Below are 24,566 nucleotides of genomic sequence, written 5' to 3'. Positions count from 1 at the left end.
AAATGGGAAGCAGATCAAGATTGGCCGGGTTTTTCGGCGCCGCCGCACTGGCCTTGCTTGCGGCCGCCGCTCACGCGCAGAACGCGCCGCCGGCCGGGACCGTGGTGGACGGGTCGCTGAAGGGCAAGACGCTGACCTTCGTCTCCTATGGCGGCATCTACCAGGACGGCCAGGTTGCCGCGCTCAAGGAGTTCGTCGACAAGAGCGGCGTCAAGCTTTTGAACGACGGACCGACCGAAATCGCCAAGCTTCAGGCGCAGGTCGAATCAGGCAATGTGACCTGGGATGTCGTCGACACGGACGATTTTCCGCCCTTCGTGCATTGCGGAAAACTGTTCCAGAAACTCGATCTGACCAAGCTCGATATCTCGCACATCCCGCCCGGACAGGTCGGCGAATGCAGCGTGCCGGCGATGAATTACGGCATGGTCCTGATGTACAAGAACGACACCTACAAGGACAATCCGCCAAAGGACTGGAAGGATTTCTTCGACACCGCGAAATTCCCCGGCACCCGCGCCATCGACGGCAGCGGCAGCCCGCTCGGCGGCCTGATCGAACAGGCCATCCTGGCCGACGGCGGCAAGGTCGACGCCATGACGCCTGCCGATATCGACAAGGGCATCGCCAAGATCAAGGCGATCGGCCCCGACACCATCTTCTGGAAAACCGGCGCCGAATCCCAGCAGCTTGCCGAATCCGGCGAGGCCGACATGATCATCATGTGGACCGGCCGCGCCATGACGGCGGTCAAGAATGGCGCTGCCTACACGCCGGTGTGGAAGGACTGGCTGGTCGTCATGGATCAGCTGACCATCCCGGTCGGCGCCAAGGACCCCGATGCCTCCTACGCGCTGATCAACGCCTATCTCGGCAAGAAGTCGCAGGAGATCCTGACCGAGCAGACCTCCTACTCGCCGATCAACAACGAGGCACAGCCAAAGGTCGACGCGTCCGTCGCCGCCTTCCTGACCAACACGCCGGACCACGCCAAGCTCGGCTATCAGCAGAACATCAAGTTCTGGGTCGCCAACTTCGCCGCTGCGTCCGACAAGTGGACGGCGCTGATGGCCGGCAACTGAGCCGGCTACCACTGAGGTGACGGCGTGAGCCAGACATCGCATACGCCGACGGCCGGGGGTGATTATCCCCGGCCGTCAGGTGCCGTGCAGGGGCCGCAGCGGCGCCTGCGCCTTGCCGCCTATCCGTCGCTGCTGGCGATGCCGGCCCTGCTCCTGCTTGTCGCGGCTATGGGCTATCCCTTGCTGACCGTCACGCTGCGCAGTTTTTCGGACCCGGCCTGGGGCCTGCAGAACTACGTCTGGTTCTTCTCCACGCCGGTGAACGTCACCGTCCTGTGGCGCACCTTTTCCATCGCCGCCTGGGTCACCATCGTCTGCGTCATCGCAGCCTATCCCTACGCCTATCTCATGACGGCGGTCGGGCCGCGCCTGCGGCTGGTCCTCATCCTGTGCGTGCTCGTACCGTTCTGGGTCAGCGGCGTGGTGCGTACCCTGGCCTGGGTCATCCTGCTGCAGGATTCCGGCATCATCAATTCGGTCATCAGGCTGCTCGGCTTTGACGGCGTGAAGCTGATCCGCACGCAGACCGGAGTCGTCATCGGCATGGCGCAGGTGTTGCTGCCGTTCATGATCCTGCCGCTCTATTCTGTCATGCGCGGCATCGATTTGCGCCTCGTGCAGGCGGCGCGCAGCCTCGGCGCGCGGCCCGCACGTGCCTTCCTGCAGATCTATCTGCCGCTGTCGCTGCCAGGCGTCTTCGCCGGCGCCATCATCGTCTTCATCCTGTCGCTCGGCTTCTACATCACCCCTGCCCTGCTCGGCGGCCCGCGCAGCACCATGCTGTCGACGCTGGTGCAGAGCCAGGTGCTCAGCCTGCTCAACTGGGGACGCGGCGGCGCCATGGGGGTCGTCCTGCTGGTCGCGACCTTCGTGCTTCTGGCACTCGCCGCCCCGCTGATACGCCAGCGCCACAAGCAGGCGTCCAGATCATGAGACAAACGCCGTTCCGCATTCTGCTCGGCCTGTTCTGCCTGCTGGTCGCCGTCTGGCTGGTGATGCCGACGCTGGTCATCATCCCGATGTCGTTCAACGAGAAGAAGTCGCTTGCCTTCCCGCCCTCCGGCTTCTCCTGGCAGTGGTACGCGAATTTCTTCACCAATCCCGATTGGCTGTCGAGCTTCTTCAATTCGCTGAGGGTCGCGGGCCTCGTCGCCGTTGCCGCCACGCTGATCGGCACGCTGGCGTCGCTTGGCCTCAGCCGCATGAAACATTCCGGCGCCGGCCTGCTGCGCGCTATCCTGATCACGCCGATGATCGTGCCCGGCGTGGTGCTGGCGATCGGCATCTATGCCGTTTACCTCGACTACCAGCTTGTCGGCACCACCACCGGCTTCGTCATCGCGCACACGATGCTGGCGATCCCCTTCGTCATCATCGCCGTATCGGCAAGCCTCGAAGTCTTCGACGTGCGGCTGGAAACGGCGGCGGCCAGCCTCGGCGCCAACCGCTTCACCACATTCCGCACCGTGACCTTGCCGCTGATCGCGCCCGGTATCCTGTCCGGGCTTTTGTTTGCCTTCGTCACCTCCTTCGATGAAATCATCGTCGCGCTGTTCATCACCAGTCCCTACCTCAAGACCTTGCCGGTGCAGATCTTCACCAGCATCACCCGCGACGCCGACCCGACGGTGACGGCCGTCGGAACCATCATCTTCATTGCCACGACGCTGATCATCAGCGCCGGGCTGATCATCAGCTCGAAATCGACGAGGAGTTGAGATGACTGCGAGGGAACGTGGCGCGGCCATCGACATCAAGGGCGCAACCAAGCGTTACGGCAATTTCACCGCGCTCGACGATGTCAGCCTGCATATCGAGCCGGGCGAGTTCATGACGCTGCTGGGGCCCAGCGGCTCCGGCAAGACGACCACGCTCAACGTCGTTGCGGGCTTCACCGACCTCACCGCAGGCGATCTTGCCGTCGGCGGCAAGAGCATCGTCGCCCTGCCGGCGCACAAGCGCAACATCGGCGTCGTCTTCCAGCACTACGCGCTGTTTCCGCACATGACGGTCGGCAAGAACGTCGCCTATCCCCTCACCTTGCGCGGCATGGACAAGCAGGCGCGCGACCGTCTCGTCGTACGAGCACTGGACATGGTCAAGATGGCCGATTTCGCGCATCGCTATCCCTCCGAACTTTCCGGCGGCCAGCAGCAGCGCGTGGCGCTGGCGCGTGCCATCGTCTTCGATCCGCCGCTGCTGTTGATGGACGAACCGCTCGGCGCGCTCGACAAGAAACTGCGCGAATGGCTGCAGCTGGAGATCAAGCGGATCCACCGCGAACTCGGCACCACCTTCGTCTATGTGACGCACGACCAGGAAGAAGCGCTGGTGCTCTCCGACCGCATCGCTGTGTTCAATCAGGGCCGCATCGAACAGGTCGGAACCGGCCGCCAGCTCTACGACGAGCCGACGACCTTGTTCGTGGCGAAGTTCATCGGCGAATCGACCAGTTTGCGCGGCGAGGCCCAGGCGTCCGGAGACCAGACCAGCCTGACGATCGCCGGCCAGAAGATCGTGGCCTACGGCAAGCTCGCCGGCGGCCGCAAACCGGTGGTCCTGCTGCGGCCGGAGAAGCTGTCGCTTGCCGGCACCAACACGCCTCCCGCCGCCGGGCAGAACAGCCTCACTGGTGAGGTCAGCGAAGCGATCTATCTGGGGTCGGGTTCGAAATACCAGGTGACGCTTCGCGACGGCTCGGTCGCCATCGTGCGCTCGTCGCTGGAAGCCACACCGTTCTCGATTGGTGACACGGTCGATCTGCGCTGGTCCGTCGTCGATGCAAAACTTCTTGCCGACGACGACCGCGCCGACATGACGATGACCTGACCGCTTTTCCCCGCAGGGTTTTTAGACATGGACGCCAAAGTCAACGGCAACGTCTCGTTCTGGTATGCCGACATCGGTCTGCCGGCCTACCGCGCGCCGCTTCCAGGTGATCTCGAAGCCGATGTCTGCATCGTCGGCGCCGGCTACACCGGCTTGTGGACGGCTTATTATCTGAAGAAGGCCGATCCTTCGATCCGCATCGCCATCGTCGAGAGGGAGTTCGCCGGCTTCGGCGCGTCGGGCCGAAATGGCGGCTGGCTGTCCGGCGGCTTCAGCTGGTCGCGCGAAAAATATCTGCAGACCTCGACGCGCGGCGCCGTCATCGACATGGAAACCGCCATGCATGGCACGGTCGACGAAGTGATCGCGGTGACCGAGACCGAAGGCATCGATGCCGACATCCGCCGGGTCGACAATCTGACGGTCGCCACCAACCCGCCGCAGCTCGAACGGATCAAGGCCGCCTATGCCGATGCGATCGGCTGGAGCGTGCCGAGCGAGCGTGTCAGCCTGATCGGTCAGGAAGAGGCCAGAGCCCGCATCAACATCAGAAATGTGCTTGGCGGCTATATCCACCACGGCACCGCGCGCGTGCAGCCGGCCAAGCTGGTGCGCGGCCTGTCCGAAGCCGTCGAACGCATTGGCGTGCCGATCTACGAGCAGACCACCGTGACCGGCATCGAGAAGGGCAAGGTCACGACGAGCCGCGGCACCGTGCGCGCGCCAATCATCATCCGTGCCACGGAAGGGTTCACGGCCGGCATACCAGGCAATGAGCGGCTCTGGCTGGCGCTCAACAGCGCGCAGATCATCACCGAGCCGCTGCCGCAATCGCTATGGGACGAGATCGGCTGGGAGGGCCATGAGCTTCTCGGCGACGCCGCGCACGCCTATTGCTATGCACAGCGCACCAGGGAAGGCCGCATCACCATGGGCGGACGCGGCGTGCCCTACCGCTACGGCTCGCAGACCGACGTGCGCGGCCAGACGCAGCAGGCGACGATCGAAAGCCTGCACGCGATCCTCATCCGCCTTCTGCCACAGACAGCCAAGCTTCGCATCGACCACGCCTGGTGCGGCGTGCTGGGCGTGCCTCGCGACTGGTGCACGACGGCCGGTCTCGACCCTGAGACCGGCATCGGCTGGGCCGGCGGCTATGTCGGGCTCGGCGTATCCAGTTCCAACCTGTCGGGCCGCACGCTGCGCGACCTCATCCTGCGGCGCGACACCGAACTGACCCGACTGCCCTGGGTCAACCGCCAGGTCAGCAAGTGGGAGCCCGAGCCGATGCGCTGGCTCGGAGTCCACTCAATGTATCAACTCTATCGCGTCGCCGACGAACGCGAGGAGGCCGGCCTCCAGCACACGTCGAAACTCGCCGCGATCGCCGACCGCATCACCGGGCATTGAGCCTCGGAGCGACTCCAAAACTTTCTGCTTTTTCAGTGCCTGCCCGGAGACTGCCATGACCGATTTCCAGACCTTCGCCCATCTCGCCTCGATCGATCTCGGCGAGCCCGAGCCCAAGCCGACCTCGATCAGCGGCAATCAGTTCGAAGCAGCGAAGACGCTGTGGACCTCGCCCGACGGCACGTTGGAAGTCGGCGTCTGGGAGTGCACGCCGGGCCGCTTCACCGCATCGCGCGACAGCAATTCCGAAACGTGCCACATCGTGTCAGGCCGGGTCTCGCTGCATGGTCCCAATGGCCGCGGCAAGGACGTCGGCCCGGGCGAAATGCTGGTGCTGCCGAAAGGGTGGAAAGGCGAATGGACGATCCACGAGAAGACGCGGAAGCTCTATATCCTGCACTTCGAGGCGTGAGCGACGTCCGCTTTGGCCGAAGCCTCCCCAACTTCGTCATCCTAGGGCGAAGCAGGAGCGAAGCTCCGTCGCGGAGACCCTGGGATCCATTCTGCGACAGCCATCGAGGAATGCAGCGGAACAGAATTCTGCACCGCTGCAGCGCTTTGAGGTCGCGGCATGTATCCTTTGGGCTGCGGAGCAGCTCCAGGGGTCTGCGCCGCGTCGCTACGCTCCTTGCTCCGCCCGTGGATGACGAAGCGATGGGCGCTACTCGTCGTCCAAACCGCCGGCCGTCGGCTTGCCTTCTATCGCCTGCCGCAAGGCGTCGTTGATGCGGTCCTGCCAGCCCGGCCCATCCTCCTGGAAGTGGTCCAGCACGGCGCGGTCGATCCGGATCGAAACAAGCTCCCTGACGCCTGGAGCGGCGGAGGGCTCACGAACCGGCGCGGCCGGCTTCTTCACCGGCTTGAAAGCCGCCTCGGCGGCCGCCATCGGATTTGTCGGTCGGCGCGGGGGATTTGCCATTGGGATGACCCTGACTGAAGACGATTCGTGCGCAGCACGCTTGCGCCACCATAGCCCAACCAGCGCCGTCGCGCAGGCCCATTTGGTCGGGACAATCACTCGGCTGCTTGAAGACTCTGCGCCTCGATGATGACCCTGATCTCGGCGCGGCAGGAGCCGCAATTCGTGCCGGCATGCAGGGCAGCGCCGATTGCCGCGACGCTGCCGCAGCCGCGGCGCACCGCTTCGACGATCTGGTTGGCGCCGACGCCGAAACAGGAGCAGACAATGGCGCCGCGATCGACGTCGACCCCGCCCGGCCGTCCGGCCACGATCGCCAGCCTTCCGCGCCGGTCGACATGATCGGCACTTAACTGTTCCGCCGCCCAGCCGCGCGACACGGCGACCGGGCCGGGCGCGACGAACAAGGCGCCTGACAGTTGATCGCCGTCGAAGGCGGCGATGCGATACTGGCCGGCGTCGCGGTCATGATAGGCGAGCATTTCCGCACCCGGTGACGCGCCGAACAGTGACCCGGCAAAGCCGGCCCAGTCGATGTCGTCTTCGGCAAAGGCAAGCTCGACCCGCCAGCCGCCCTTGCATTTGGCCACGGCCCAATAGGCCGCGGCATCGGGCGACAGCCTATGCCGCGTCACCGCAAAGCCGAAGGCTTTTGCGGCGAATTTCTCGATGCGGGCGGCGACATGTTTCAGCGCCGGCTGGCCGGAAATGGGATCGGTCAGCGGCGCGGTCAGCGTGTCGAGCCGGCCCTTTGCCGAGAACTGATCGGTCCAGTGCATCGGCGCAAACAGGCTGCCCTGGCGCTGGCGTATCGTCACCAGCGCGCGCACCAGCACGTCACCGCGCGGGCTGGAAACGCGCACGATGTCGGCGTCACCGATGCCGAAGCGCTGCGCATCCACCGGGTGGATCTCGACGAAGGGCTCGGCGATGTGCTGCGAAAGCCGCGGGCTTTTGCCGGTCCGCGTCATGGTGTGCCAATGGTCGCGGATACGGCCGGTGTTGAGGATCAGCGGATAGTCGGGACTGGTGCGGACTTCCGTGGTCGGGCGGATGGCGATGAAGCGCGCCTTGCGATCGGGTGTGTAGAAATTGCCGTCGGCGAAGAAGCGAACCTGGAGCCCAGTCGTGCCGACCCCTTCTGGCCTGCCGGCCATCTCCCCCCAAAGGGGGGAGACTAGCAGCTTTGACACCGGCGCTTCTTCCGCAGCGTTGGCGATTGGCGAAAGCCGAGCGGCAGGCTCATCTCCCCCCTTGAGGGGGAGATGGCCGGCAGGCCAGAAGGGGTCGGCACGACCGGGCGCCGGCCACTGGAACGGCTCAAGCATTGCGTAGGTCTCGCCATCAACTCCGCCGTAGACGCCAATATCGAAATCCCGCGCACCATCATTCTCGAACCCCGACAGCGCGGCATGCTCGGCAAACACCTCCCCTGGCGTCGCATAGGAAAACGCCTCGCCGAACCCCATCCGCTTGCCCACCTCGGCGACGATCCGCCAGTCGGGCAGCACCTCGCCGGGCAGCTCCAAAAACGCGCGCTGGCGCGACACCCGGCGTTCGGAATTGGTGACGGTGCCATCCTTCTCGCCCCAGGCGGCGGCGGGCAGCCGGACATGGGCGTGGCGGACGGTGTCGGTCCGGGCCAGCACGTCCGACACCACGACGAAGGGGCACGCCTTGATCGCCGCTTCGACGGCATCGGCGTCCGGCATCGAATCGACCGGGTTGGTGGCCATAATCCACAGCGCCTTGATGCGCCCGTCGGCCACGGCCTGAAACATCTCAACCGCCTTCAGGCCGGTTTTTTCGGCCACAGTCGGCGCGTTCCAGAAGCGCTGCACGCGGTCGCGATGATCGGGGTTTTCGATCTCCATATGCGCGGCCAGCATGTTGGCCATGCCACCGACCTCACGCCCGCCCATCGCGTTGGGCTGGCCGGTCACCGAAAACGGCCCTGCGCCGGGTTTGCCGATGCGGCCGGTCGCGAGATGGCAGTTGATGATGGCGTTGACCTTGTCGGTGCCCGAAGACGACTGGTTCACACCCTGGCTGTAAACCGTCACCGTTTTCGGCGTCGCCGCGAACAGGCTGTAGAACCGGCCAAGCTCGTCCTCGCTAAGGCCCGCGGCGGCGGCGACGTCGGCCAGGTCGAGCGCCGATGCGGCGAAAAGTGCTTGCCCGAAGCCGGTCGTGTGCGTCGTGATATAGGCACGGTCGAGCGCGTTGTGCTGGCCGAGATAGGCGAGCAGCCCGGTGAACAGGGCGACGTCGCCATCCGGCGCGATCGCCAGATGCATGTCGGCGATGTCAGCGGTCATGGTGCGACGCGGGTCGACCAGGACGATCTTCACCTCCGGCCGCTTTTCCCGGGCAGCCGCGATGCGCTGGTAGAGCACCGGATGGCACCAGGCGAGGTTGGAGCCGACCAGCACGATCAGGTCGGCCAGCTCCAGATCCTCATAGGTTCCCGGCACGGTGTCGGAGCCGAAAGCGCGGCGGTGGCCGGCGACCGAGGAGGCCATGCACAGGCGCGAATTGGTGTCGATGTTAGCCGAGCCGACAAAACCCTTCATCAGTTTGTTGGCGACATAATAGTCCTCGGTCAGCAACTGGCCGGAGACATAGAAGGCGACCGCATCGGGCCCATGCTCGGCGATGGTCTGCGAGAAGGTCGAAGCGACCAGGTCGAGCGCCTCGTCCCAGCCGGCGCGGCGGCCATGGATCTCCGGACGAAGCAGCCTGCCGTCGAGGTCGATGGTCTCGGCCAGTGCCGAGCCCTTGGAGCAGAGCCGGCCGAAATTGGCCGGGTGGTCGGGGTCGCCACGCACGGACACCTCACCGTCCGCGGCGACCTTCGCCAGCACGCCGCAGCCCACCCCGCAATAGGGGCAGGTGGTCCTCACCTCGCGCGCTTCGTCGATCTCCATTGGTCAGGCCGCGCGGCTGGCCAGCGCTTCCAGCGCAATGAACAGATGCTCGCCTTCGACCCGCACCGGAATGGTGCGCACCGCGCCCTCGTCGGCGCCGAGCGCTTTGCCCGTCTCCAGCGAAATCACCCAGTTGTGCAAGGGACAGGTCACCGCCGCACCGTGCACGATGCCCTGGCTGAGCGGTCCACCCTTGTGCGGGCAATGGTCGTCGATGGCATAGACCTGATCGTCGGCGGTGCGGAACACTGCGATCTTGCCTTCCGGGGTGGCGACGCAGCGCGCGCCGCGGCGGGGGATGTCCGAGATAGAGCCGATTGATACCCAGTTCATGATTGTCACTCCGCCGCCTGCGCAAACCCGACAGAGGCCATCGGCCTGAATTCATGCTTGTCCTTGCCGGAAACGCGTTCCGACCACGGATCGACCTGGGCGAATTTCTGGCTGAAGACGAAGCGGTCGTAATAAGCCTTGCGCTTCTCGCCATCGTCCATGATCTGACGCTTGATCTCGGGGATGCCGATGCGCTTGGCCCATTTGTAGATGCGCTCGAGATAGCGGCCCTGCTCGCGATACATCTGCGTCAGCGCCACGATATGCTCCAGCGCCTCATCCTCGGTCTTGACCAGGCCGAGCACCTCGGTGCCCTTGATGTCGAGGCCGGCCGCGCCGGCAAAATGGATCTCGTAACCACTGTCGACACAGATCACGCCGACATCCTTGCAGGTCGCCTCGGCGCAGTTGCGCGGACAGCCCGACACCGCCATCTTGACCTTGGCCGGCGTCCACGAGCCCCACATGAATTTTTCGATGCGGACGCCAAGCCCTGTCGAATCCTGCGTGCCGAAGCGGCACCAGTCCGAGCCGACGCAGGTCTTCACCGTGCGCAACCCCTTGGCATAGGCGTGGCCGGAGACGAAGCCGGCCTGACCGAGATCGGCCCACACTGCCGGCAGGTCCTCCTTGCGGATGCCGAGCATGTCGATGCGCTGGCCGCCGGTGACCTTAACCATCGGGATTTCGAACTTGTCGACGACGTCGGCGATGGCGCGCAACTCCGCCGCATTGGTGACGCCGCCCCACATGCGCGGCACCACAGAATAGGTGCCATCCTTCTGGATGTTGGCATGGACGCGCTCATTGATGAAGCGCGACTGGTAGTCGTCGGCATAGTCGTCCGGCCAGTCGCAGACGAGGTAGTAGTTCAGCGCCGGCCGGCATTTGGCGCAGCCGCAGGAGGTCGTCCACTCCAGTTCCTGCATAACCGCCGGAATCGTCTTCAGGCTCTTGGCGATGATCAGCCGGCGCACCTCGTCATGGCCGAGCGTCGTGCAGCCGCACATCGGCTGCACTGCCGCCGGATTGTATTTGTCGCCGATGGTCAGCACCATCAGCTTCTCGACCAGCCCGGTGCAGGAGCCGCAGGAGGCCGATGCCTTGGTGTGGGCGCGCACGTCGTCCAGCGAGGTCAGGCCCTTGGCCGTGATTGCACCAGTGATCTTTCCCTTGCAAACGCCGTTGCAGCCGCAGATTTCCGCATCATCCGGCAAGGCTGCAACGGCCGCCATAGGGTCCAGCGGGGCACCCCCCTGGTAGGACTGGCCGAAGATGAGCGTGTCGCGCATTTCGGAAATATCGGTCTGCTTCTTCTTCAGGTCGTTGAACCAGGCTCCATCGGCCGTCTCGCCATAGAGCACGGTGCCGATGATGCGGTCGTCCTTCAGCACCAGGCGCTTGTAGACGCCGGCCGCCGCGTCGCGCAGCACGATCTCCTGGCGGTCCTCGCCCTCGGCGAAGTCGCCGAGCGAGAACAGGTCGATGCCGGTGACCTTGAGCTTGGTTGGCGTGTCCATATGGACGAAGGCCGTCGCCTCGTTGCCGGCAAGCTGGCTGGCGGTGACGCGCGCCATCTCGTAGAGCGGCGCGACGAGGCCATAGACCTGGCCGTTGACCTCGGCACATTCGCCGAGCGCGTAGATGTCGGGATCGTTGCTGCGCATGCCGGCGTCGACGACGATGCCCCTATTGACGGCGATGCCCGCCTGTTTCGCCAGCGCCGAATTCGGCCTGATGCCGACAGCCATCACCACAAGCGTCGCCGGAATGATGGTGCCGTCAGCAAGCTCCACCTGCCCGACCTTGCCGTTGCCTGTGATCGCCTGTGTGTTAGCCTTGGTGATCACCTTGATGCCGCGCTGCTCCACGGCACGCTGCAGCAGATAGCCGGCCGCGGGATCGAGCTGGCGCTCCATCAGCGTCGGCATGACATGCAGCACGGTGACGTCCATGCCTTGCGCGTTCAGCCCTGCTGCCGCCTCCAGCCCGAGCAGGCCGCCGCCGATGACCACCGCCTTGGCGCGCGACTGGGCGGCAAGCATCATCGCCTGGACGTCATCGAGGTCGCGATAGGTCAGCACGCCCGGCAGATCATGGCCGGGCACCGGAATGATGAACGGCACCGAACCGGTGGCGATGACGAGCTTGTCGTAAGGCTCGGTGACGCCATGATCTGACGTGACGGTCTTTGCCGTCCGGTCGATGGCAATGATCTTGTGGCCCTTGTAGAGGGTGATGTTGTTGGCGATGTACCAGCCGTCGCCGTGGATGATGATCTCCTCATAGGCTTTCTCGCCCGACAGAACCGGCGACAGCATGATGCGGTCGTAATTGACGCGCGGCTCGGCGTTGAAGATGGTGACGGTGTAGCGGCCCGGCGCCTGTTCCAGCAGGTGCTCGAGCATGCGCCCGGGGGCCATGCCATTGCCGATGATGACAAGTCTTTCGCTCATGGTGCTACTCCGCGGCTTCGACGAAGCGGTGGCGTTCGTAGAGGAACTTCAGCACCGCCTCGCGGCAGCGCAGGAAGGTCCGGTCGGAAGAGAGTTCGACGCGCCGGCGCGGCCGCGCCAGCGGCACGGGAAGCACTTCGCCGATGGTTGCCGCCGGGCCATTGGTCATCATGACGATGCGGTCGGAAAGCAGCACCGCCTCGTCGACATCGTGGGTGATCATGATCGTCGTCGAGCCGAGCCTGGAGTGGATGTCCATCACCGCGTCCTGCAGATGGGCGCGCGTCAGCGCATCGAGCGCGCCGAACGGCTCGTCGAGCAGCAGGATCTTCGGCTCCATGGCCAGCGCCCGGGCGATGCCGACGCGCTGCTTCATGCCGCCCGATATTTCTGCCGGGCGTTTATCCTTGGCATGCGCCATCTGCACGAGGTCAAGATTGCGCATGATCCAGTCATGCCGCTCGGCCTTGCTCTTCGAACGACCGAAGACCTTCGACACCGCCAGATTGATGTTTTCGTAGACGGTCAGCCACGGCAAAAGGCTGTGGTTCTGGAACACCACGGCGCGTTCCGGTCCTGGGCTGTCGACCTCCTTGTCCTCGAGCAGCACGGCGCCGGCGGACACCTTGGTCAGCCCGGCGATCAGATTGAGCAAGGTCGACTTGCCACAGCCGGAATGGCCGATGATGGAGACGAATTCGCCGTTGTCGATGGTCAGCCTGATGTCCTTCAACACCTCGCTGACCTGGGCACCACGCGTGAAGGATTTGTCGATATGGTCGAGCTTCAGATAGGCCGTCATCGCCCCTCTCCTCACTTTGCCGTTGTGCCGCGGGTGACGAAGGCGCCGACCGCCGCGACCAGACGGTCGAGGCAGAAGCCGGTGACGCCGATATAGGCGAGCGCGACGATGATGTCGGGCAGCCGCGACGAGTTCCACGCGTCCCAGATGAAGAAGCCGATGCCGACGCCGCCGGTCAGCATTTCGGCGGCGACGATGGCAAGCCAGGACAGGCCGATGCCGATCCTCAGGCCGGTAAAGATGTAAGGCGCGGCGGCCGGCACCATGATCTTCACGAAGAACTCGAACTGGTTGAGCCGCAGGATGCGCGAGACGTTGCGATAATCCTCTGGGATGTTACGCACGCCAACCGCAGTGTTGATGATGATTGGCCAGATCGACGTGATGAAGATGACGAAGATCGCCGACGGGCTGGAATCGCGGAACGCCGCCAGCGACAGCGGCAGCCAGGCCAGCGGCGGCACCGTGCGCAGGATCTGGAACACTGGGTCGAGGCCGCGCATCGCCCAGATCGACTGGCCGACCAGCGCGCCGAGCGCGACGCCGACCACCGCCGCCAGGCCGAAGCCGATGGCAACACGCTGCAGCGAGATCAGCACGCGCCATGCCAGACCGATATCCTGCGGGCCATTGTCGAAGAACGGATGCGCGATCAAATCGTAGGCCTCGTTCCACACCTGGGTCGGCGGCGGCAGGCTTGATGTCGGCGACGAACAGGCGATCTGCCAGACGACCAGCATCAGCGCGATCACGATGATGGGCGGCACCAGCGCGCTTGCCAGTTTGCCGGCGATGGCTAGCGGCTCGAAGCGACGCCGTGCCTTGGCAGTGAAGGCGATGACCTCCGCCGGCTTGGCAGGAAAGGCCTTCACCTTGGTGTCCTCGATAGTCTGGATCGACATGTCTGGGGAAAACTCCGTGGGGCAGATAATTCGAGCGACAAACGGCGCAATGCGCCGTTTGCGCAGGGGTTCAGGCCGATGCCTTGATCTTCAGGCTATCGAGATAGGCGGACGGGTTGGCCGGATCGAAGATCTTGCCGTCGAAGAAGGTCTCGACGCCGCGCGACGACGACGCCGGAACGTCGGCAGCCGCAACGCCGAGATCCTTGGCCGCCTCGCGCCACAGATCCTCGCGGTTGACCTGATCGACCACCGCCTTGATGTCGGTGGTCGGCGCGAACTTGCCCCAACGGATGTTCTCGGCGAGGAACCACGTATCGTGGCTCTTGAACGGATAGGAGACGCCGCCCTTCCAGAACTTCATGGAAAGATCGGTGCCGTTGGCGACGCGGCCATTGCCGTAGTTGATGTCGCCCTTGAGGCGGCCGATGATGTCGGCGACGGGCACGTTCATCCATTGCCGCTTGCCGATGATGGCGGCCATCTCGTCCTTGTTGTCGCTGGCCTCGCACCATTGCTGGGCTTCCATGACGGCCATCAGGATCGCCTTGGTGGCGTTCGGGTTTTTCTCGATGAATTCGGCACGCAGGCCGAGCGCCTTTTCCGGATGGCCCTTCCACAATTCGCCCGTCGTGGCGGCGGTGAAGCCGACGCCCTGATGGACGAGCTGCTCGTTCCACGGCTCGCCGACGCAGAACACGTCCATGTTGCCGACCTTCATGTTGGCCACCATCTGCGGCGGCGGCACGACGATGGTCGAGACGTCTTTGTCGGGATCGATGCCACCGGCCGCCAGCCAGTAGCGCAGCCACAAATCATGCGTGCCGCCCGGGAAGGTCATGGCGGCCTTGATTTCCTTGCCAGCCGCTTTCTTGGCGGCAAAAGCGTCTTTCAGCTTCGAGGCGTCGAGACCGACACCGGTGCCGGCATATTCCTGGGCGACCGAAATGCCTTGGCAGTCGTAGTTGAGCCGCGCCACGATCGCCATCGGCATCGGCTGGTTGTTCTGCGTCACCTTGCCCGTGTGCATGAGGTAAGGCAGCGGCGTCAGGATATGGGCGCCGTCGATGCCGTTGGCCGCGCCGCCGAGCATCAGATTGTCGCGTGTCGCACCCCAGGAGGCCTGCTTGAGCACCTCGACATCGGGCATGCCGAACTTGGCGAACAGCCCCTTCTCCTTGGCGATCATCAGCGGTGCCGCATCGGTGAGGGCAATGAAGCCGAGCTTGGCCCCGGTGACCTCCGGAGTGGCGGTCGCAGCATAGGCGCCGGAAGGGAAGAGCTTGCGGGCCGCCACGAACAGGCCGGCCGTCATCGCGCTGCTGACGAGAAAATCGCGGCGCGTCATGTCCTTGAGGGTCGTTCCAGTCCTGATCCGTTTCGTCATCGTCGTCTCCGGTTGGGCGCGGCTTGGGATCCGCGTCGTCGATTGCGTGTTGATCAAAACAAAAAAGCCGCCAGCCAGGTCTTCGCGTCCGGGTGACCGGGAGCGCGCATTAACCTGAGCGGCAGCTTTGCCTGTGGCGCCCGTCGTTGGACGCCTGTTCCGTGACCCGCGAAGGGCCTGTCTATTTCAAAGCAGGAACCGTGCCAGTTTTGAGAGAGGTGAAAAAGATCAATTAAATCAGCAACCCGCGCCGATCGCGGACGCACCGGGTCGTATAGCCGGAAGGCCAAAGATTGTTCATTCGGGCAATCGCGCGCACAATTTTTGTGCAATGCACAAGAATGACGCGGAAATGATCAGGCTTCCGCGCGAGCCGATTTCTGGCCGGTAATGTACGCGTCGACCTCGTCCGGATCGAAGATCTGGCCGTCGAAGAAACCGTCCGGACCGAGCACAAGGCCGGCGCCTGTCGCGCCGACTGCGGTGGCAACTTGGAGCGCACCCTCGACTTTCGAATTGGCGCCGGGAAGCGCCACACCAAGCGGCTTCAGAGCCGAACGGTAGAGGTCGGGCCGGTAGCAGTTGCGGGCGATGGCAAGGTTTTCCGGCGTGTGCGCCACGTGCCCCCAGCGCACCATCTGCGTGTAGAACCACAGCGCATGGCTCTTCCATGGAAAGTTCGCTGCCTTGTCGAACGGGAGGAAGAAGTCGTCGATGGTCCGCTCCGCGCCGCCGCCCAGTCGGAGATGACCGGTCAGGATCGGCATCTGCACGGCCGGCGGCAGGCCGAGAAAGCCGGCCTGCGCCATCACAGCTGCCAATTCGCCACGGTTGGCCGGATCCTGGCACCAGCGCGCCGAGTGATGCAGCGCACGCAGCAGCGCCGCCAGTGCCTCGGGGTTTTCGTCTGCCCACGCCTTGCGCACGCCGATCACCTTCTCCGGGCTGTTACGCCATATCCGCGCCTTGACGGTGACGATATGCCCGGTGCCGGCGGCAACCGCAGCACTGTTCCAAGGTTCGCCTGCGCAGTACCCGTCGATGCGGCCGGTGGCCAGCGCATCCGCCATGAAGGGCGGCGGCACGATGACGATCTCGATTTCGCGCCCCGGATCGATGCCGCAGGCGGCGAGCCAGTAGCGGAGTTCGTAATTGTGCCCGGAATGCGGATGCACCACGGCGAAGCGCAGCGGGTCGCCACCGGCCGCAGCGCGCTCGCGAATGAGCGCGCGCAACGCCGCACCGGCGCGCGCCGGATCAAGATCGGCTTCGGCGCCGTGCGCCACCATTCCGGCCCAGACGGTGTTGGAGACGGTGACGCAATTGCCGCCGAGCCCGAGCGAGAACGGCACGATGGTTTCCGAAGCGAGTGGCGTCAGCCCGAGATTGCAGGCGAGCGGCATCGGTCCCAGCATATGCGCGAGATGAAAGTGACCGATGGCGATGCGGTCGCGGATGTTGGCCCAGGACGTCTCGCGGTGTAGGGTGAGGTCGATGCCTTCTCGTGCGGCAAAGCCAAGCTCCCCGGCCGCGACCAGCACGGCGCTGTCGAAAAGCGGCATGAAACCGGCGGTGATCTGGTGCGCGGCGCCCATGCTCATTCATCCTCCGCCGGTCCGAGCAGCCCGGCGGCAGTCACCAGGCTCTGGGCGATGTCGCCGATCTTGCGGTTCTGGTTCATCGCCGTCTTGCGCAGCAGCGTGTAGGCGGCCTCTTCGGAGAGGCCGCGCGACTTCATCAGGATGCCCTTGGCGCGGTCGATCACCTTGCGGCTCTCGAGTTCGCCGCGAACCTCTTCCAGTTCGCGCGCCATGCGCGAAAAAGCGTTGAAACGGCTGACCGCCATGTCGAGGATCGGCTTGACGCGCTCTTGCCGCAGACCGTCGACGACATAGGCCGAAACGCCGGCATCGACCGCCGCCTCGATCGAGGCCTGGTCGGAGCGGTCGACGAACATGGCGATCGGCCGTTTCACGGCGCGCGACAGCTGGAACATGTTTTCCAGCATGTCCCGGTTCGGATTCTCGAGATCGATGACGATGACGTCGGGCTCGACCTCGGCGATCCGCCGCGCAATGCCGGTCACGTCATGAATGACGGTGACTCGCTCATGGCCGGCCTCGCGCAACCCCGCCTCGATGATCGCGGCGCGGATGCGGTTTTCATCGATCACCAGGACGGCGAGTGCGGTTCGAACCATGCCTGCATTGTGACCAAGCGAAGGAATTGTGCAATGCAGTATGGTTGAACAACCCAATATTCGCTGACCGCGCCGCAGGCGCCTAATCCACCGCCAGCGCCGTGACCTCGCGGCGGAAGGGCAGTGCGTCGCCGATATCGGCTTCATCCAGCTCGCGCGCAAAGCGGTGGCCGGCATAGGTTGCCCAGGCGATCGGACCCGGCGCTTCGGCGTCGCCGATGACCTTGATCGAGCGGATGCCGCTATCGGCCCATTCGTCCCGCCGCGCCTTCAACTCGCGCCAGACGCCGTCGTCCTGTTGGCGCGACGTCACCAGCACCACGGCGTCCGCGGCAATGTCGCTTCGGGCGCCCGTATAGGCGCACGCAGTGACAACCCCACCCGCCACGATGCGGGTCACGGTCCGGTTCAGCACGATATCGACGCCGAGTTCGGCCAGCCGGCGGTGGATGGCGCCCTGCTCCAGCGTGTTGCGGGTCCAGTCGGACACATAGGCCGACGGTGTCACCAGCGTCACCCTCGCGCCCTGGCGCGCCATCAGCTCGGCCAGAACGCCGCCCATGTAATAGTGATCGTCGTCGAACAGCACGACAGTTCCGGTCGGCACATTGCCGCCCATCAAATCGTCCGGCGTGTAGACCGGCATGGCCCGGTCCGCCGGCATCGGCACGACATGCGCGCGCGCCACGCCATCGCGGCGCCATGTCGAGCCGGTGGCGATGGCAATGTTCTGGAAGCCGAAGGCGAGGATTTCCTCGGCCGACAGCCGGCTTTCGAAATAGACGTCGACATTGGACATCTGGCTGATCTGGTACTGGCGGTAGTCGCGCACACGCCCCCATGCCGAGAGACCAGGCAAGCGGCACTCGCGCGCCACGCGGCCGCCGAGTTCGGTTCCGGCTTCGGCGATGGCCACCTGGTAGCCGCGCAGGCCGAGTGCCCTGGCGGCTTCCAGCCCGGCGGGGCCGGCTCCGACGATCAGCACGCTGTCGCTGTCGCCCTTGGCCTGCATGCGTTCGGGATGCCAACCCTTGCGCCACTCCTCCATGAAGGTCGGGTTCTGCGTGCAGCGCGAGATCGACATGGTCATGTCGCCGGTGATGCAGATGTTGCAGCCGATGCATTCGCGAATGTCCTCGATCCGCCCCTCTTCCACCTTCTTCGGCAGGAAGGGATCAGCGATCGACGGCCGCGCGCAGCCAATGAAGTCCAGCGTGCCGGACTTGATCATCTTCACCATCACATCCGGCGAGGTGAAGCGGCCGACACCGACGACCGGCTTGGAGGTCAGCGTCTTGATTCCGGACACCAGGCTCTCCTGCGCGCCCTCCTCCTTGAACCGCGACGGCCCCGAGCAGTCCTCCCAGGCGCCATGCGCCAGGTCCCAGAGGTCGGGCAGATCGGCATGCATCTCGATCATGTCGCGCACTTCGGAATTGGCAAAGCCGAGCTCGCCGATCATCTCGTCCAGCGACAGCCGCAGCGTCAGGCCGCACGTGTCGCCGATGGCGTCCCTGCCCTCTTCGATCAGCTCACGCATCAACCGCGAGCGGTTCTCCAGCGAGCCCCCATATTCGTCGCTGCGCTGGTTGGTGGCGGTGGACAGGAAGTGCTGGATGATGCCGAAGCCATGCGCGCCGTAGAGGCAGACCAGATCGAAGCCCGCCAGCCTGGCCCGTTTGAAGGCATTGCGGTGCCAGCGGCGCAGGTCGCGTATATCCTGCTTGTCCATGGCGCGCGCTTGGACCGGATCGTTGGTGAAGGTTCGGATCGGCAGGGCCGAGGGTCCGCGCGGTACCTCCTTGGTGTAGAGGTTGGGACCGTTGATGCCCGAATAGGCCAGCTGGATGCCGGCCAGCGCGCCATGCTGGTGCATGGCCTCTGCCATCTTCGCCAGCGCCGGGATATCGGCGTCGTCCCACAGCCTGAGCTCGATGAAGGGCGTGATCTCCGATGTGTGGTGCATCTCGGTCTGCTCGGTGAAGATGACGCCCCAGCCGCCTTCCGACTTGATGCGGCGCATCTCGGCCGCGGCCGAAGGATCGCGATAGCCCCCGCCATTGCAATGCGGCACCTGATAGAAGCGGTTCTTGGCGGTCACCGGACCGATCTTCACGGGCTCGAACAGAATGTCGTAGCGCGGATCGCGCATGGAACGTGCCTTCCTGCCAGCTCAGCCTTGCAACTTGCCCGATCATGGTTCGAGCCAAGGCGCAAGCCGGCCAGCCCAGTGGGTTGATGCCGTGAGACCATTCATAAGTTGCGGCAAGCGCCGGAAAACAACAGATTTCTTCTGTGCCGGTTAGGCCGCGCCTAATCGCGTTCACCCGGATTAGCATCCGCTGAATTTCGGCTGAGCCAAATGCGACTTCAAGGCCGCCGCTGCGCGATGTTAGATAGCGCCCACGGCCAACGAGACATAAACGCATGGACAGCATCCAGATCCTAGAAAAGCTGATCGCCTTCCCGACGGTGAGCCGCGACTCGAACCTCGTCCTCATCGGTTATGTGGCGGAGCTGCTGGAGGCGCATGGCATTGCTTGCCAGATCATCCGCAGCGAGGACGGCCATAAAGCCAATTTGTTTGCCACCATCGGACCGACTGATGCTTCCGGCATCATGCTGTCCGGCCACACCGACGTCGTTCCGGTCGACGGCCAGGCCTGGACGCTGCCGCCCTTCGAGATGACCAACCGCGACGGCAAGCTTTACGGACGCGGCGCGGCCGACATGAAGGGCTTCGTCGCCTGCGCGCTCGCCACGTGCCTCAAGGCCGCGAAAATGACGCTGAAGACGCCGTTGCATTTGGCACTCTCCTACGACGAGGAGATCGGCTGCATTGGTGTGCGCAGTCTGATCGACATGCTGCAAGCGGCCCCGCAGCGGCCCTTGCTGTGCATCGTGGGCGAGCCCACCGACATGCAGGTGGCGACGGGCCACAAGGGCAAGCTTGCCGCACGCGCGCTTTGCAAGGGACGCGAGGGCCATTCGGCGCTAGCCCCGTTGGCGCTCAACGCCATCCATCTCGGCTGCGACTTCGTCGCCGCCTTGCGCCGCGAGCAGGACCGGCTGGTGCGCGATGGCGCCCGCGACGGCGACTACGACATTGCCTACACAACCGTCCATGTCGGCAAGATCAACGCCGGCGTGGCGCTGAACATCGTGCCGAACCTCTGCCAGGTCGACTTCGAGATCCGCAATGTCGCGGCCGACGACCCGCATGAGATTCTCGAGCGCCTGCGCGTGGAGGCCGCGCGCATTTCCACCGAAGCCTCGGCTATCGCGCCTGAGGCGGCAATCGACATCGACATCACCAACACCTATCCCGGCCTGGACACGCCGGCCAGTTCGCAAGCCGTCGCTTTCATCAAATCGCTGACCGGCGCCAACAACACCATCAAGGTTGCCTACGGCACGGAGGGCGGCCTGTTCAGCCGCGATCTCGGCACGCCGACGGTCGTGTGCGGACCGGGATCGATGGCGCAGGGACACAAGCCGGATGAGTTCGTCAGCGTCGAGCAGATGCGCCGTTGCGATGGCATGCTGGAAAAATTGCTGCAGCGGCTTGCCGACCAGCAGTTGGCTTAACCGGGGCTACTTCTGTGGAAGTGCTGCCTGGCCGACAGCCCGCTCGGCGCCGAACACGCCTTGCTCGACGACGAAATGCCGGCAGTGGTCGATGAACGCCTGGACGGTTTGCGTGCGGTGTTCGGAACTGGGCAAGGCGACGCCCATGGTCAGCGGCCGCAGATCGCCGTCCAGCGGCACGAAGACCAGCGGCTTGCCGTCCGGCGCCAGCGTGTTGAGCGGCCGCATATTGGCGATGCCGTAGCCGAAGCCGTTGGCCACCATGGAACGCATGACGGCGATGTCGCCGGTACGCTCGGCAATGTTGGGGCGGATTCCCCGCTGGTGGAATGCCGACAGAAAATATTCGCGGCTGAACGGCAGGTCGAGCAGCACCATCGGCTCGTCGGCCAGCTCCTCCGTCGTGATCGACGCCTTTGCCGCGAAGCGATGCCCCGCCGGCAGCATGACGTACGCCGGCACCAGCATCAGCGGCTCGAAGGTCATGTCCTGCGACAGTTCGAGATCGTAGGTCAAGGCAAGGTCGATTTCACCGCGCTGCAGCATCTCGAGCAATTGCCCCTGATTGCGCTCGAACTGGCGCACCCGCACATCGGGATAGGCACGCTCGAACCGCATGCGCAGCGCCGGCAGCACGATCTGCGCGAACGTCAGCAGACATCCCACCGCCAGCGGGCCGCGCACCTTTTCGGCAAAATCGCCGGCGACGTCATGCAAGGCGTCGGCATCGTTGAGCAGCCTTGCGGCTTCCTTGAGGAAGATGCGGCCGCCGGCTGTCAGCGACAGGCCGTGCGAATGCTTGCGGACAAAAAGCTGGACGCCGAACTCGGTTTCCAGTTGTGCGATGGAGGCCGAAATCGACGGCGGCGACACATTGACCTGTTCGGCCGCCTTGGCGATGGAGCCGGCTTCGCCCACGGCGACGAAATATTCCAGCTGTCTGAGCGTGAAGCGTAGCGGCATGGCTGGCTATGTTGCTGGTTTGAGGGCTTCGATCAAGCCTAATGCATGTCGCGCAAAAGTGGCCCCGGTTTTGCGCAAATGACATGCATAGAGCAAAAGCCTAAAGCGCATCGCTTGAATCCGTTCAATCGCGATGCGCTTTAGGCGCCCATCAGTATTTGATCCATGTCGTTTTGAGCGCGGTGTATTTGTCGAGCGCATGCAGCGACAGGTCGCGGCCGAAGCCGGATTGCTTGAAACCGCCGAACGGCGTCATCGGGCTCAGCGCGTCGACCGTGTTGACGGAAACCGTGCCGGCATGCAGCCGGCCGGCGATACGATGCGCGCGCGACAGGCTGTCGGTCCAGAGCGATGCGGCCAGCCCATAAGGGCTGTCATTGGCGATGCGGATCGCGTCGGCCTCGTCGTCGAAGGCGATGACCGAAAGCACCGGCCCGAAGATCTCGTCGCGAGCAATCGGATCGGCAGGTGCGACATCGTCGAAGATGGTCGGCTGGACAAAGCTGCCGCGCCCATTGACCGTGACCAGGTCGCCGCCCGCGACCAGGCGCGCGGTTTTCTTGCCGGCCTCGACGAACCGCATGACATTGGCCGCGTGGCGGGCATCGACCATCGCGCCCATTTTCGAAGCCGGATCGAGCGGATCGCCGGGCTGCGTGGCCGCCGCACGCTGCACCAGTTTCTCCACCAGGGCATCCTTGATGCCGCGCTGGACGAGCACGCGTGAATTGGCCGAACAGACCTCGCCCTGGTTGAAGAAGATGCCGAAGGCCGCCATATCGGCTGCCGCGCCGAGATCGCCGCAATCGGCAAAGATGAGGTTCGGGCTCTTGCCGCCGGTTTCCAACCAGACCTGCTTCATGTTCGACTGACCGGAATATTGCAGGAACAGCTTACCGACGGCGGTCGAACCGGTGAAGGCAAGGCAGTCCACATCCATGTGACGGCCAAGCGCCTGGCCGGCGGTTTCGCCAAGGCCGGGCACGACATTGAGCACGCCTGCAGGCAGGCCCGCTTCCATTGCCAGTTCCGCCAGAAGCAGGGCCGACAAGGGCGACTGCTCGGCGGGTTTCAGCACCACCGAATTGCCTGCCGCCAGTGCCGGCGCGCATTTCCAGGTCGCCATGTCGAGCGGGAAATTCCACGGTACCACCGCGCCGACCACGCCAAGCGGTTCGCGCCGCACCAGCACCAGATCGCCTTCGCCGGTCGGCGCCACTTCGCCATAGATCTTGTCGATGGCCTCGCCATACCATTGGAAGATCGCTGCCGAGCCGGGAACGTCGACCGCGGCCGCATCCCTGACCAGTTTGCCCATGTCGAGCGATTCCAGCAGAGCCAGGTCATGCAGGTTTTCGCGCAGCAATTGCGCCAGCCGCAGCAGCACCTCCTTACGGTGCGCCGGGCTGGTCCGCGACCAGACGCCGGCGTTGAAACTGCGCCGCGCTGCGGCAACCGCCAGATCGATGTCTTCCTCACCGCAGGACGCCACTTCGGCCAGCACCTCGCCTGTTGCCGGATTGACGCTGGCAAAAGTCCGGCCCGAACGCGCTGCGACCGTCTTGCCGTCGATGAACGCCTTGTCGCGAAAACGGATCGCGGACGCCTTGCCGATCCAGTCCTTGTGACTGAGTTCGCTCATCGCAGGTGACCCCTGTCTTGACTATTCGTCGCCCGGCACGCCGTAGCTCGGCGCATCGGATGGGTTTATCGCGCGGGTCACATAGGCATCGAGCTGCGGTTTGTAGAGTTCCCACAGCGTCGCCAATTGCTCGATCGGGCAGTCGTCGGTCCAGTCGCAGCGCAGATCGGCGACTGGCCACGCCACCTCGCGCACCAGCTTCATGCCAGCCGAATGGACCGGGCCGGCCTCGCCGCCCGCTTTCAGCGCGGCGCGCATGGTCGCGATGAGGCGGTCGCCGAGATGCCCTTCCGACGCCAGGAACGCCTCGACCATGGCTTGCGGAACGCCGTCATGGGCCAGCATGTTGCCGCCGCAGGCGACATTGTCCGCACGCGCCTCCGCCCAGATGCCAAGCGCCTTGGGCCCTGAGTGGATAGCGGTCGTCCCGGCGGCATCGACAGCCAGCACCTGCCGGTATTCGGGATAGGCGCCGGTGCGCTTCAATATGGCTATCGCCTCTGCCGCCGACGCGCCGCGCGCCAGCAATTCGAGACCGCGCAGTCCCAGCGTGGGATCGGTGACGTTCTGGCTGGCAATGGCGCCGGCGCCCGCCTGCGCATAGGCGCAGCGCGCCGCCACAGCAGGCGACGAGGAGGACACCGCGACCCCGAACATGCCGGTGCGGCTGCACCGCGCGACGATGGAGAATGTCATGACTTTAATCCGGGATAACTGCGGTGCCGTCGATCTCGACCAGCCAGTCCGGCCGCGCCAGGGCCTGCACGACAAGGCCGGTCGAGACGGGATGCACGCCTTTGATATACTCGCCCATGGTGCGGTAGACCGCCTCGCGATGGCGGACATCGGTAATGTAGACCACCACCTTGACCAAATGCTCGATGGTGCCGCCGCACTCCTCGATCAGCTGGCGGATGTTCTGCATGACCTTGTGCGTCTGTTCGACCGGATCATGGCTTTCGATATTCTTGGCCGTGTCGAGGTCCTGCGGGCATTGGCCGCGCAGGTAGACGGTCCTGCCGCCCCGCGTAACGACCGCCTGGCACAGATCATTGTCGAGCTTCTGCTCGGGATAGGTGTCCTTGGTGTTGAACTTGCGAATTCTTGTATGGGCCATCTTGGTCTC

21 protein-coding genes are annotated in these 24,566 nt (G+C 64.6%); 7 read left to right on the top strand and 14 right to left on the bottom strand.

Features of this window, described 5'->3' with window-relative positions:
• Positions 1-2 precede the first annotated feature (2 nt).
• The 6 genes from EJ079_RS18185 to EJ079_RS18160 are packed head-to-tail and all read left to right on the top strand — an operon-like array spanning position 3 to position 5,733.
• On the top strand, positions 3-1,082 hold the full coding sequence (locus tag EJ079_RS18185) for an extracellular solute-binding protein (RefSeq protein WP_127319889.1): 1,080 nt from the start codon (positions 3-5) through the stop codon (positions 1,080-1,082).
• 24 nt (positions 1,083-1,106) lie between these two features.
• A complete protein-coding gene (locus EJ079_RS18180) occupies positions 1,107-2,015 on the top strand; it encodes an ABC transporter permease (RefSeq protein WP_127809696.1) in 909 nt (302 codons plus the stop codon).
• Positions 2,012-2,800: an ABC transporter permease gene (locus tag EJ079_RS18175; RefSeq protein ID WP_023809409.1), complete on the top strand. Its 789-nt coding sequence runs from the start codon at positions 2,012-2,014 to the stop codon at positions 2,798-2,800. Before EJ079_RS18180 ends, EJ079_RS18175 begins: the two co-directional genes overlap by 4 nt.
• A 1-nt stretch (position 2,801) precedes the next feature.
• The gene (locus EJ079_RS18170) at positions 2,802-3,911 is read left to right on the top strand and encodes an ABC transporter ATP-binding protein (RefSeq protein WP_127267128.1); all 1,110 of its coding nucleotides are present in this window, start codon (positions 2,802-2,804) and stop codon (positions 3,909-3,911) included.
• A gap of 27 nt (positions 3,912-3,938) precedes the next feature.
• The gene (locus EJ079_RS18165) at positions 3,939-5,321 is read left to right on the top strand and encodes an FAD-binding oxidoreductase (RefSeq protein WP_127809695.1); all 1,383 of its coding nucleotides are present in this window, start codon (positions 3,939-3,941) and stop codon (positions 5,319-5,321) included.
• Between the two features lie 55 nt (positions 5,322-5,376).
• The gene (locus EJ079_RS18160; RefSeq protein ID WP_127809694.1) at positions 5,377-5,733 is read left to right on the top strand and encodes a cupin domain-containing protein; all 357 of its coding nucleotides are present in this window, start codon (positions 5,377-5,379) and stop codon (positions 5,731-5,733) included.
• 249 nt (positions 5,734-5,982) lie between these two features.
• On the opposite strand, the gene EJ079_RS18155 is transcribed toward EJ079_RS18160, so the two are convergent.
• From EJ079_RS18155 to EJ079_RS18110, 10 genes are all read right to left on the bottom strand, one after another.
• Complete coding sequence (locus EJ079_RS18155) at positions 5,983-6,240, bottom strand: BrnA antitoxin family protein (RefSeq protein ID WP_127383392.1); 258 nt, start codon at positions 6,238-6,240, stop codon at positions 5,983-5,985.
• 95 nt (positions 6,241-6,335) lie between these two features.
• Complete coding sequence (locus EJ079_RS18150; RefSeq protein WP_127809693.1) at positions 6,336-9,167, bottom strand: nitrate reductase; 2,832 nt, start codon at positions 9,165-9,167, stop codon at positions 6,336-6,338.
• A gap of 3 nt (positions 9,168-9,170) precedes the next feature.
• Positions 9,171-9,500 (bottom strand): nitrite reductase small subunit NirD, encoded by a 330-nt coding sequence (nirD, locus tag EJ079_RS18145; RefSeq protein WP_127809692.1) that lies wholly within the window; start codon positions 9,498-9,500, stop codon positions 9,171-9,173.
• 5 nt (positions 9,501-9,505) lie between these two features.
• Complete coding sequence (gene nirB, locus EJ079_RS18140; RefSeq protein ID WP_127809691.1) at positions 9,506-11,956, bottom strand: nitrite reductase large subunit NirB; 2,451 nt, start codon at positions 11,954-11,956, stop codon at positions 9,506-9,508.
• Positions 11,957-11,960: 4 nt separating this feature from the next.
• The gene (locus EJ079_RS18135) at positions 11,961-12,758 is read right to left on the bottom strand and encodes an ABC transporter ATP-binding protein (protein ID WP_127396612.1); all 798 of its coding nucleotides are present in this window, start codon (positions 12,756-12,758) and stop codon (positions 11,961-11,963) included.
• A gap of 11 nt (positions 12,759-12,769) precedes the next feature.
• The gene (ntrB, locus tag EJ079_RS18130) at positions 12,770-13,660 is read right to left on the bottom strand and encodes a nitrate ABC transporter permease (RefSeq protein ID WP_127326483.1); all 891 of its coding nucleotides are present in this window, start codon (positions 13,658-13,660) and stop codon (positions 12,770-12,772) included.
• A gap of 70 nt (positions 13,661-13,730) precedes the next feature.
• Positions 13,731-15,047 (bottom strand): CmpA/NrtA family ABC transporter substrate-binding protein, encoded by a 1,317-nt coding sequence (locus EJ079_RS18125; protein WP_127809690.1) that lies wholly within the window; start codon positions 15,045-15,047, stop codon positions 13,731-13,733.
• 356 nt (positions 15,048-15,403) lie between these two features.
• The gene (locus EJ079_RS18120; RefSeq protein WP_164873963.1) at positions 15,404-16,642 is read right to left on the bottom strand and encodes a CmpA/NrtA family ABC transporter substrate-binding protein; all 1,239 of its coding nucleotides are present in this window, start codon (positions 16,640-16,642) and stop codon (positions 15,404-15,406) included.
• 2 nt (positions 16,643-16,644) lie between these two features.
• Entirely contained in the window at positions 16,645-17,247 is a 603-nt protein-coding gene (locus EJ079_RS18115) for an ANTAR domain-containing response regulator (RefSeq protein WP_127809688.1), read from the bottom strand.
• Positions 17,248-17,329: 82 nt separating this feature from the next.
• The gene (locus tag EJ079_RS18110; RefSeq protein ID WP_127809687.1) at positions 17,330-19,399 is read right to left on the bottom strand and encodes an NAD(P)-binding protein; all 2,070 of its coding nucleotides are present in this window, start codon (positions 19,397-19,399) and stop codon (positions 17,330-17,332) included.
• 275 nt (positions 19,400-19,674) lie between these two features.
• Between EJ079_RS18110 and argE the strand changes: the two genes are divergently transcribed.
• Positions 19,675-20,835 carry an acetylornithine deacetylase gene (gene argE / locus EJ079_RS18105; protein WP_127809686.1) on the top strand — a complete coding sequence of 387 codons (1,161 nt, stop codon included), beginning with the start codon at positions 19,675-19,677 and terminating at the stop codon, positions 20,833-20,835.
• A gap of 6 nt (positions 20,836-20,841) precedes the next feature.
• Here argE and EJ079_RS18100 read toward each other — a convergent pair whose 3' ends face one another.
• The 4 genes from EJ079_RS18100 to EJ079_RS18085 form a co-directional block, all read right to left on the bottom strand.
• On the bottom strand, positions 20,842-21,798 hold the full coding sequence (locus tag EJ079_RS18100; protein WP_127267113.1) for a LysR family transcriptional regulator: 957 nt from the start codon (positions 21,796-21,798) through the stop codon (positions 20,842-20,844).
• Between the two features lie 151 nt (positions 21,799-21,949).
• Entirely contained in the window at positions 21,950-23,440 is a 1,491-nt protein-coding gene (locus EJ079_RS18095; protein ID WP_127809685.1) for an aldehyde dehydrogenase, read from the bottom strand.
• A gap of 21 nt (positions 23,441-23,461) precedes the next feature.
• Entirely contained in the window at positions 23,462-24,136 is a 675-nt protein-coding gene (locus EJ079_RS18090; RefSeq protein ID WP_127320625.1) for a DUF1028 domain-containing protein, read from the bottom strand.
• Positions 24,137-24,140: 4 nt separating this feature from the next.
• Positions 24,141-24,557 (bottom strand): RidA family protein, encoded by a 417-nt coding sequence (locus EJ079_RS18085; RefSeq protein WP_127380986.1) that lies wholly within the window; start codon positions 24,555-24,557, stop codon positions 24,141-24,143.
• Between the last annotated feature and the right edge of the window lie 9 nt (positions 24,558-24,566).

The sequence above is a fragment of the Mesorhizobium sp. M7A.F.Ce.TU.012.03.2.1 genome, assembly GCF_004006095.1.
Lineage (GTDB): Bacteria > Pseudomonadota > Alphaproteobacteria > Rhizobiales > Rhizobiaceae > Mesorhizobium.
This window is presented reverse-complemented; position numbering and strand designations above follow the sequence as displayed.

Excerpts from the sequence above, each read along its gene's own strand:
- EJ079_RS18185 (WP_127319889.1), top strand. The coding sequence starts at position 3 with ATGGGAAGCAGATCAAGATTGGCCGGGTTTTTCGGCGCCGCCGCACTG.
- EJ079_RS18175 (WP_023809409.1), top strand. The coding sequence starts at position 2,012 with ATGAGACAAACGCCGTTCCGCATTCTGCTCGGCCTGTTCTGCCTGCTG.
- EJ079_RS18170 (WP_127267128.1), top strand. The coding sequence starts at position 2,802 with ATGACTGCGAGGGAACGTGGCGCGGCCATCGACATCAAGGGCGCAACC.
- EJ079_RS18165 (WP_127809695.1), top strand. The coding sequence starts at position 3,939 with ATGGACGCCAAAGTCAACGGCAACGTCTCGTTCTGGTATGCCGACATC.
- EJ079_RS18160 (WP_127809694.1), top strand. The coding sequence starts at position 5,377 with ATGACCGATTTCCAGACCTTCGCCCATCTCGCCTCGATCGATCTCGGC.
- EJ079_RS18155 (WP_127383392.1), bottom strand. The coding sequence starts at position 6,240 with ATGGCAAATCCCCCGCGCCGACCGACAAATCCGATGGCGGCCGCCGAG.
- EJ079_RS18150 (WP_127809693.1), bottom strand. The coding sequence starts at position 9,167 with ATGGAGATCGACGAAGCGCGCGAGGTGAGGACCACCTGCCCCTATTGC.
- nirD (WP_127809692.1), bottom strand. The coding sequence starts at position 9,500 with ATGAACTGGGTATCAATCGGCTCTATCTCGGACATCCCCCGCCGCGGC.
- nirB (WP_127809691.1), bottom strand. The coding sequence starts at position 11,956 with ATGAGCGAAAGACTTGTCATCATCGGCAATGGCATGGCCCCCGGGCGC.
- EJ079_RS18135 (WP_127396612.1), bottom strand. The coding sequence starts at position 12,758 with ATGACGGCCTATCTGAAGCTCGACCATATCGACAAATCCTTCACGCGT.
- ntrB (WP_127326483.1), bottom strand. The coding sequence starts at position 13,660 with ATGTCGATCCAGACTATCGAGGACACCAAGGTGAAGGCCTTTCCTGCC.
- EJ079_RS18125 (WP_127809690.1), bottom strand. The coding sequence starts at position 15,047 with ATGACGAAACGGATCAGGACTGGAACGACCCTCAAGGACATGACGCGC.
- EJ079_RS18120 (WP_164873963.1), bottom strand. The coding sequence starts at position 16,642 with ATGGGCGCCGCGCACCAGATCACCGCCGGTTTCATGCCGCTTTTCGAC.
- EJ079_RS18115 (WP_127809688.1), bottom strand. The coding sequence starts at position 17,247 with ATGGTTCGAACCGCACTCGCCGTCCTGGTGATCGATGAAAACCGCATC.
- EJ079_RS18110 (WP_127809687.1), bottom strand. The coding sequence starts at position 19,399 with ATGCGCGATCCGCGCTACGACATTCTGTTCGAGCCCGTGAAGATCGGT.
- argE (WP_127809686.1), top strand. The coding sequence starts at position 19,675 with ATGGACAGCATCCAGATCCTAGAAAAGCTGATCGCCTTCCCGACGGTG.
- EJ079_RS18100 (WP_127267113.1), bottom strand. The coding sequence starts at position 21,798 with ATGCCGCTACGCTTCACGCTCAGACAGCTGGAATATTTCGTCGCCGTG.
- EJ079_RS18095 (WP_127809685.1), bottom strand. The coding sequence starts at position 23,440 with ATGAGCGAACTCAGTCACAAGGACTGGATCGGCAAGGCGTCCGCGATC.
- EJ079_RS18090 (WP_127320625.1), bottom strand. The coding sequence starts at position 24,136 with ATGACATTCTCCATCGTCGCGCGGTGCAGCCGCACCGGCATGTTCGGG.
- EJ079_RS18085 (WP_127380986.1), bottom strand. The coding sequence starts at position 24,557 with ATGGCCCATACAAGAATTCGCAAGTTCAACACCAAGGACACCTATCCC.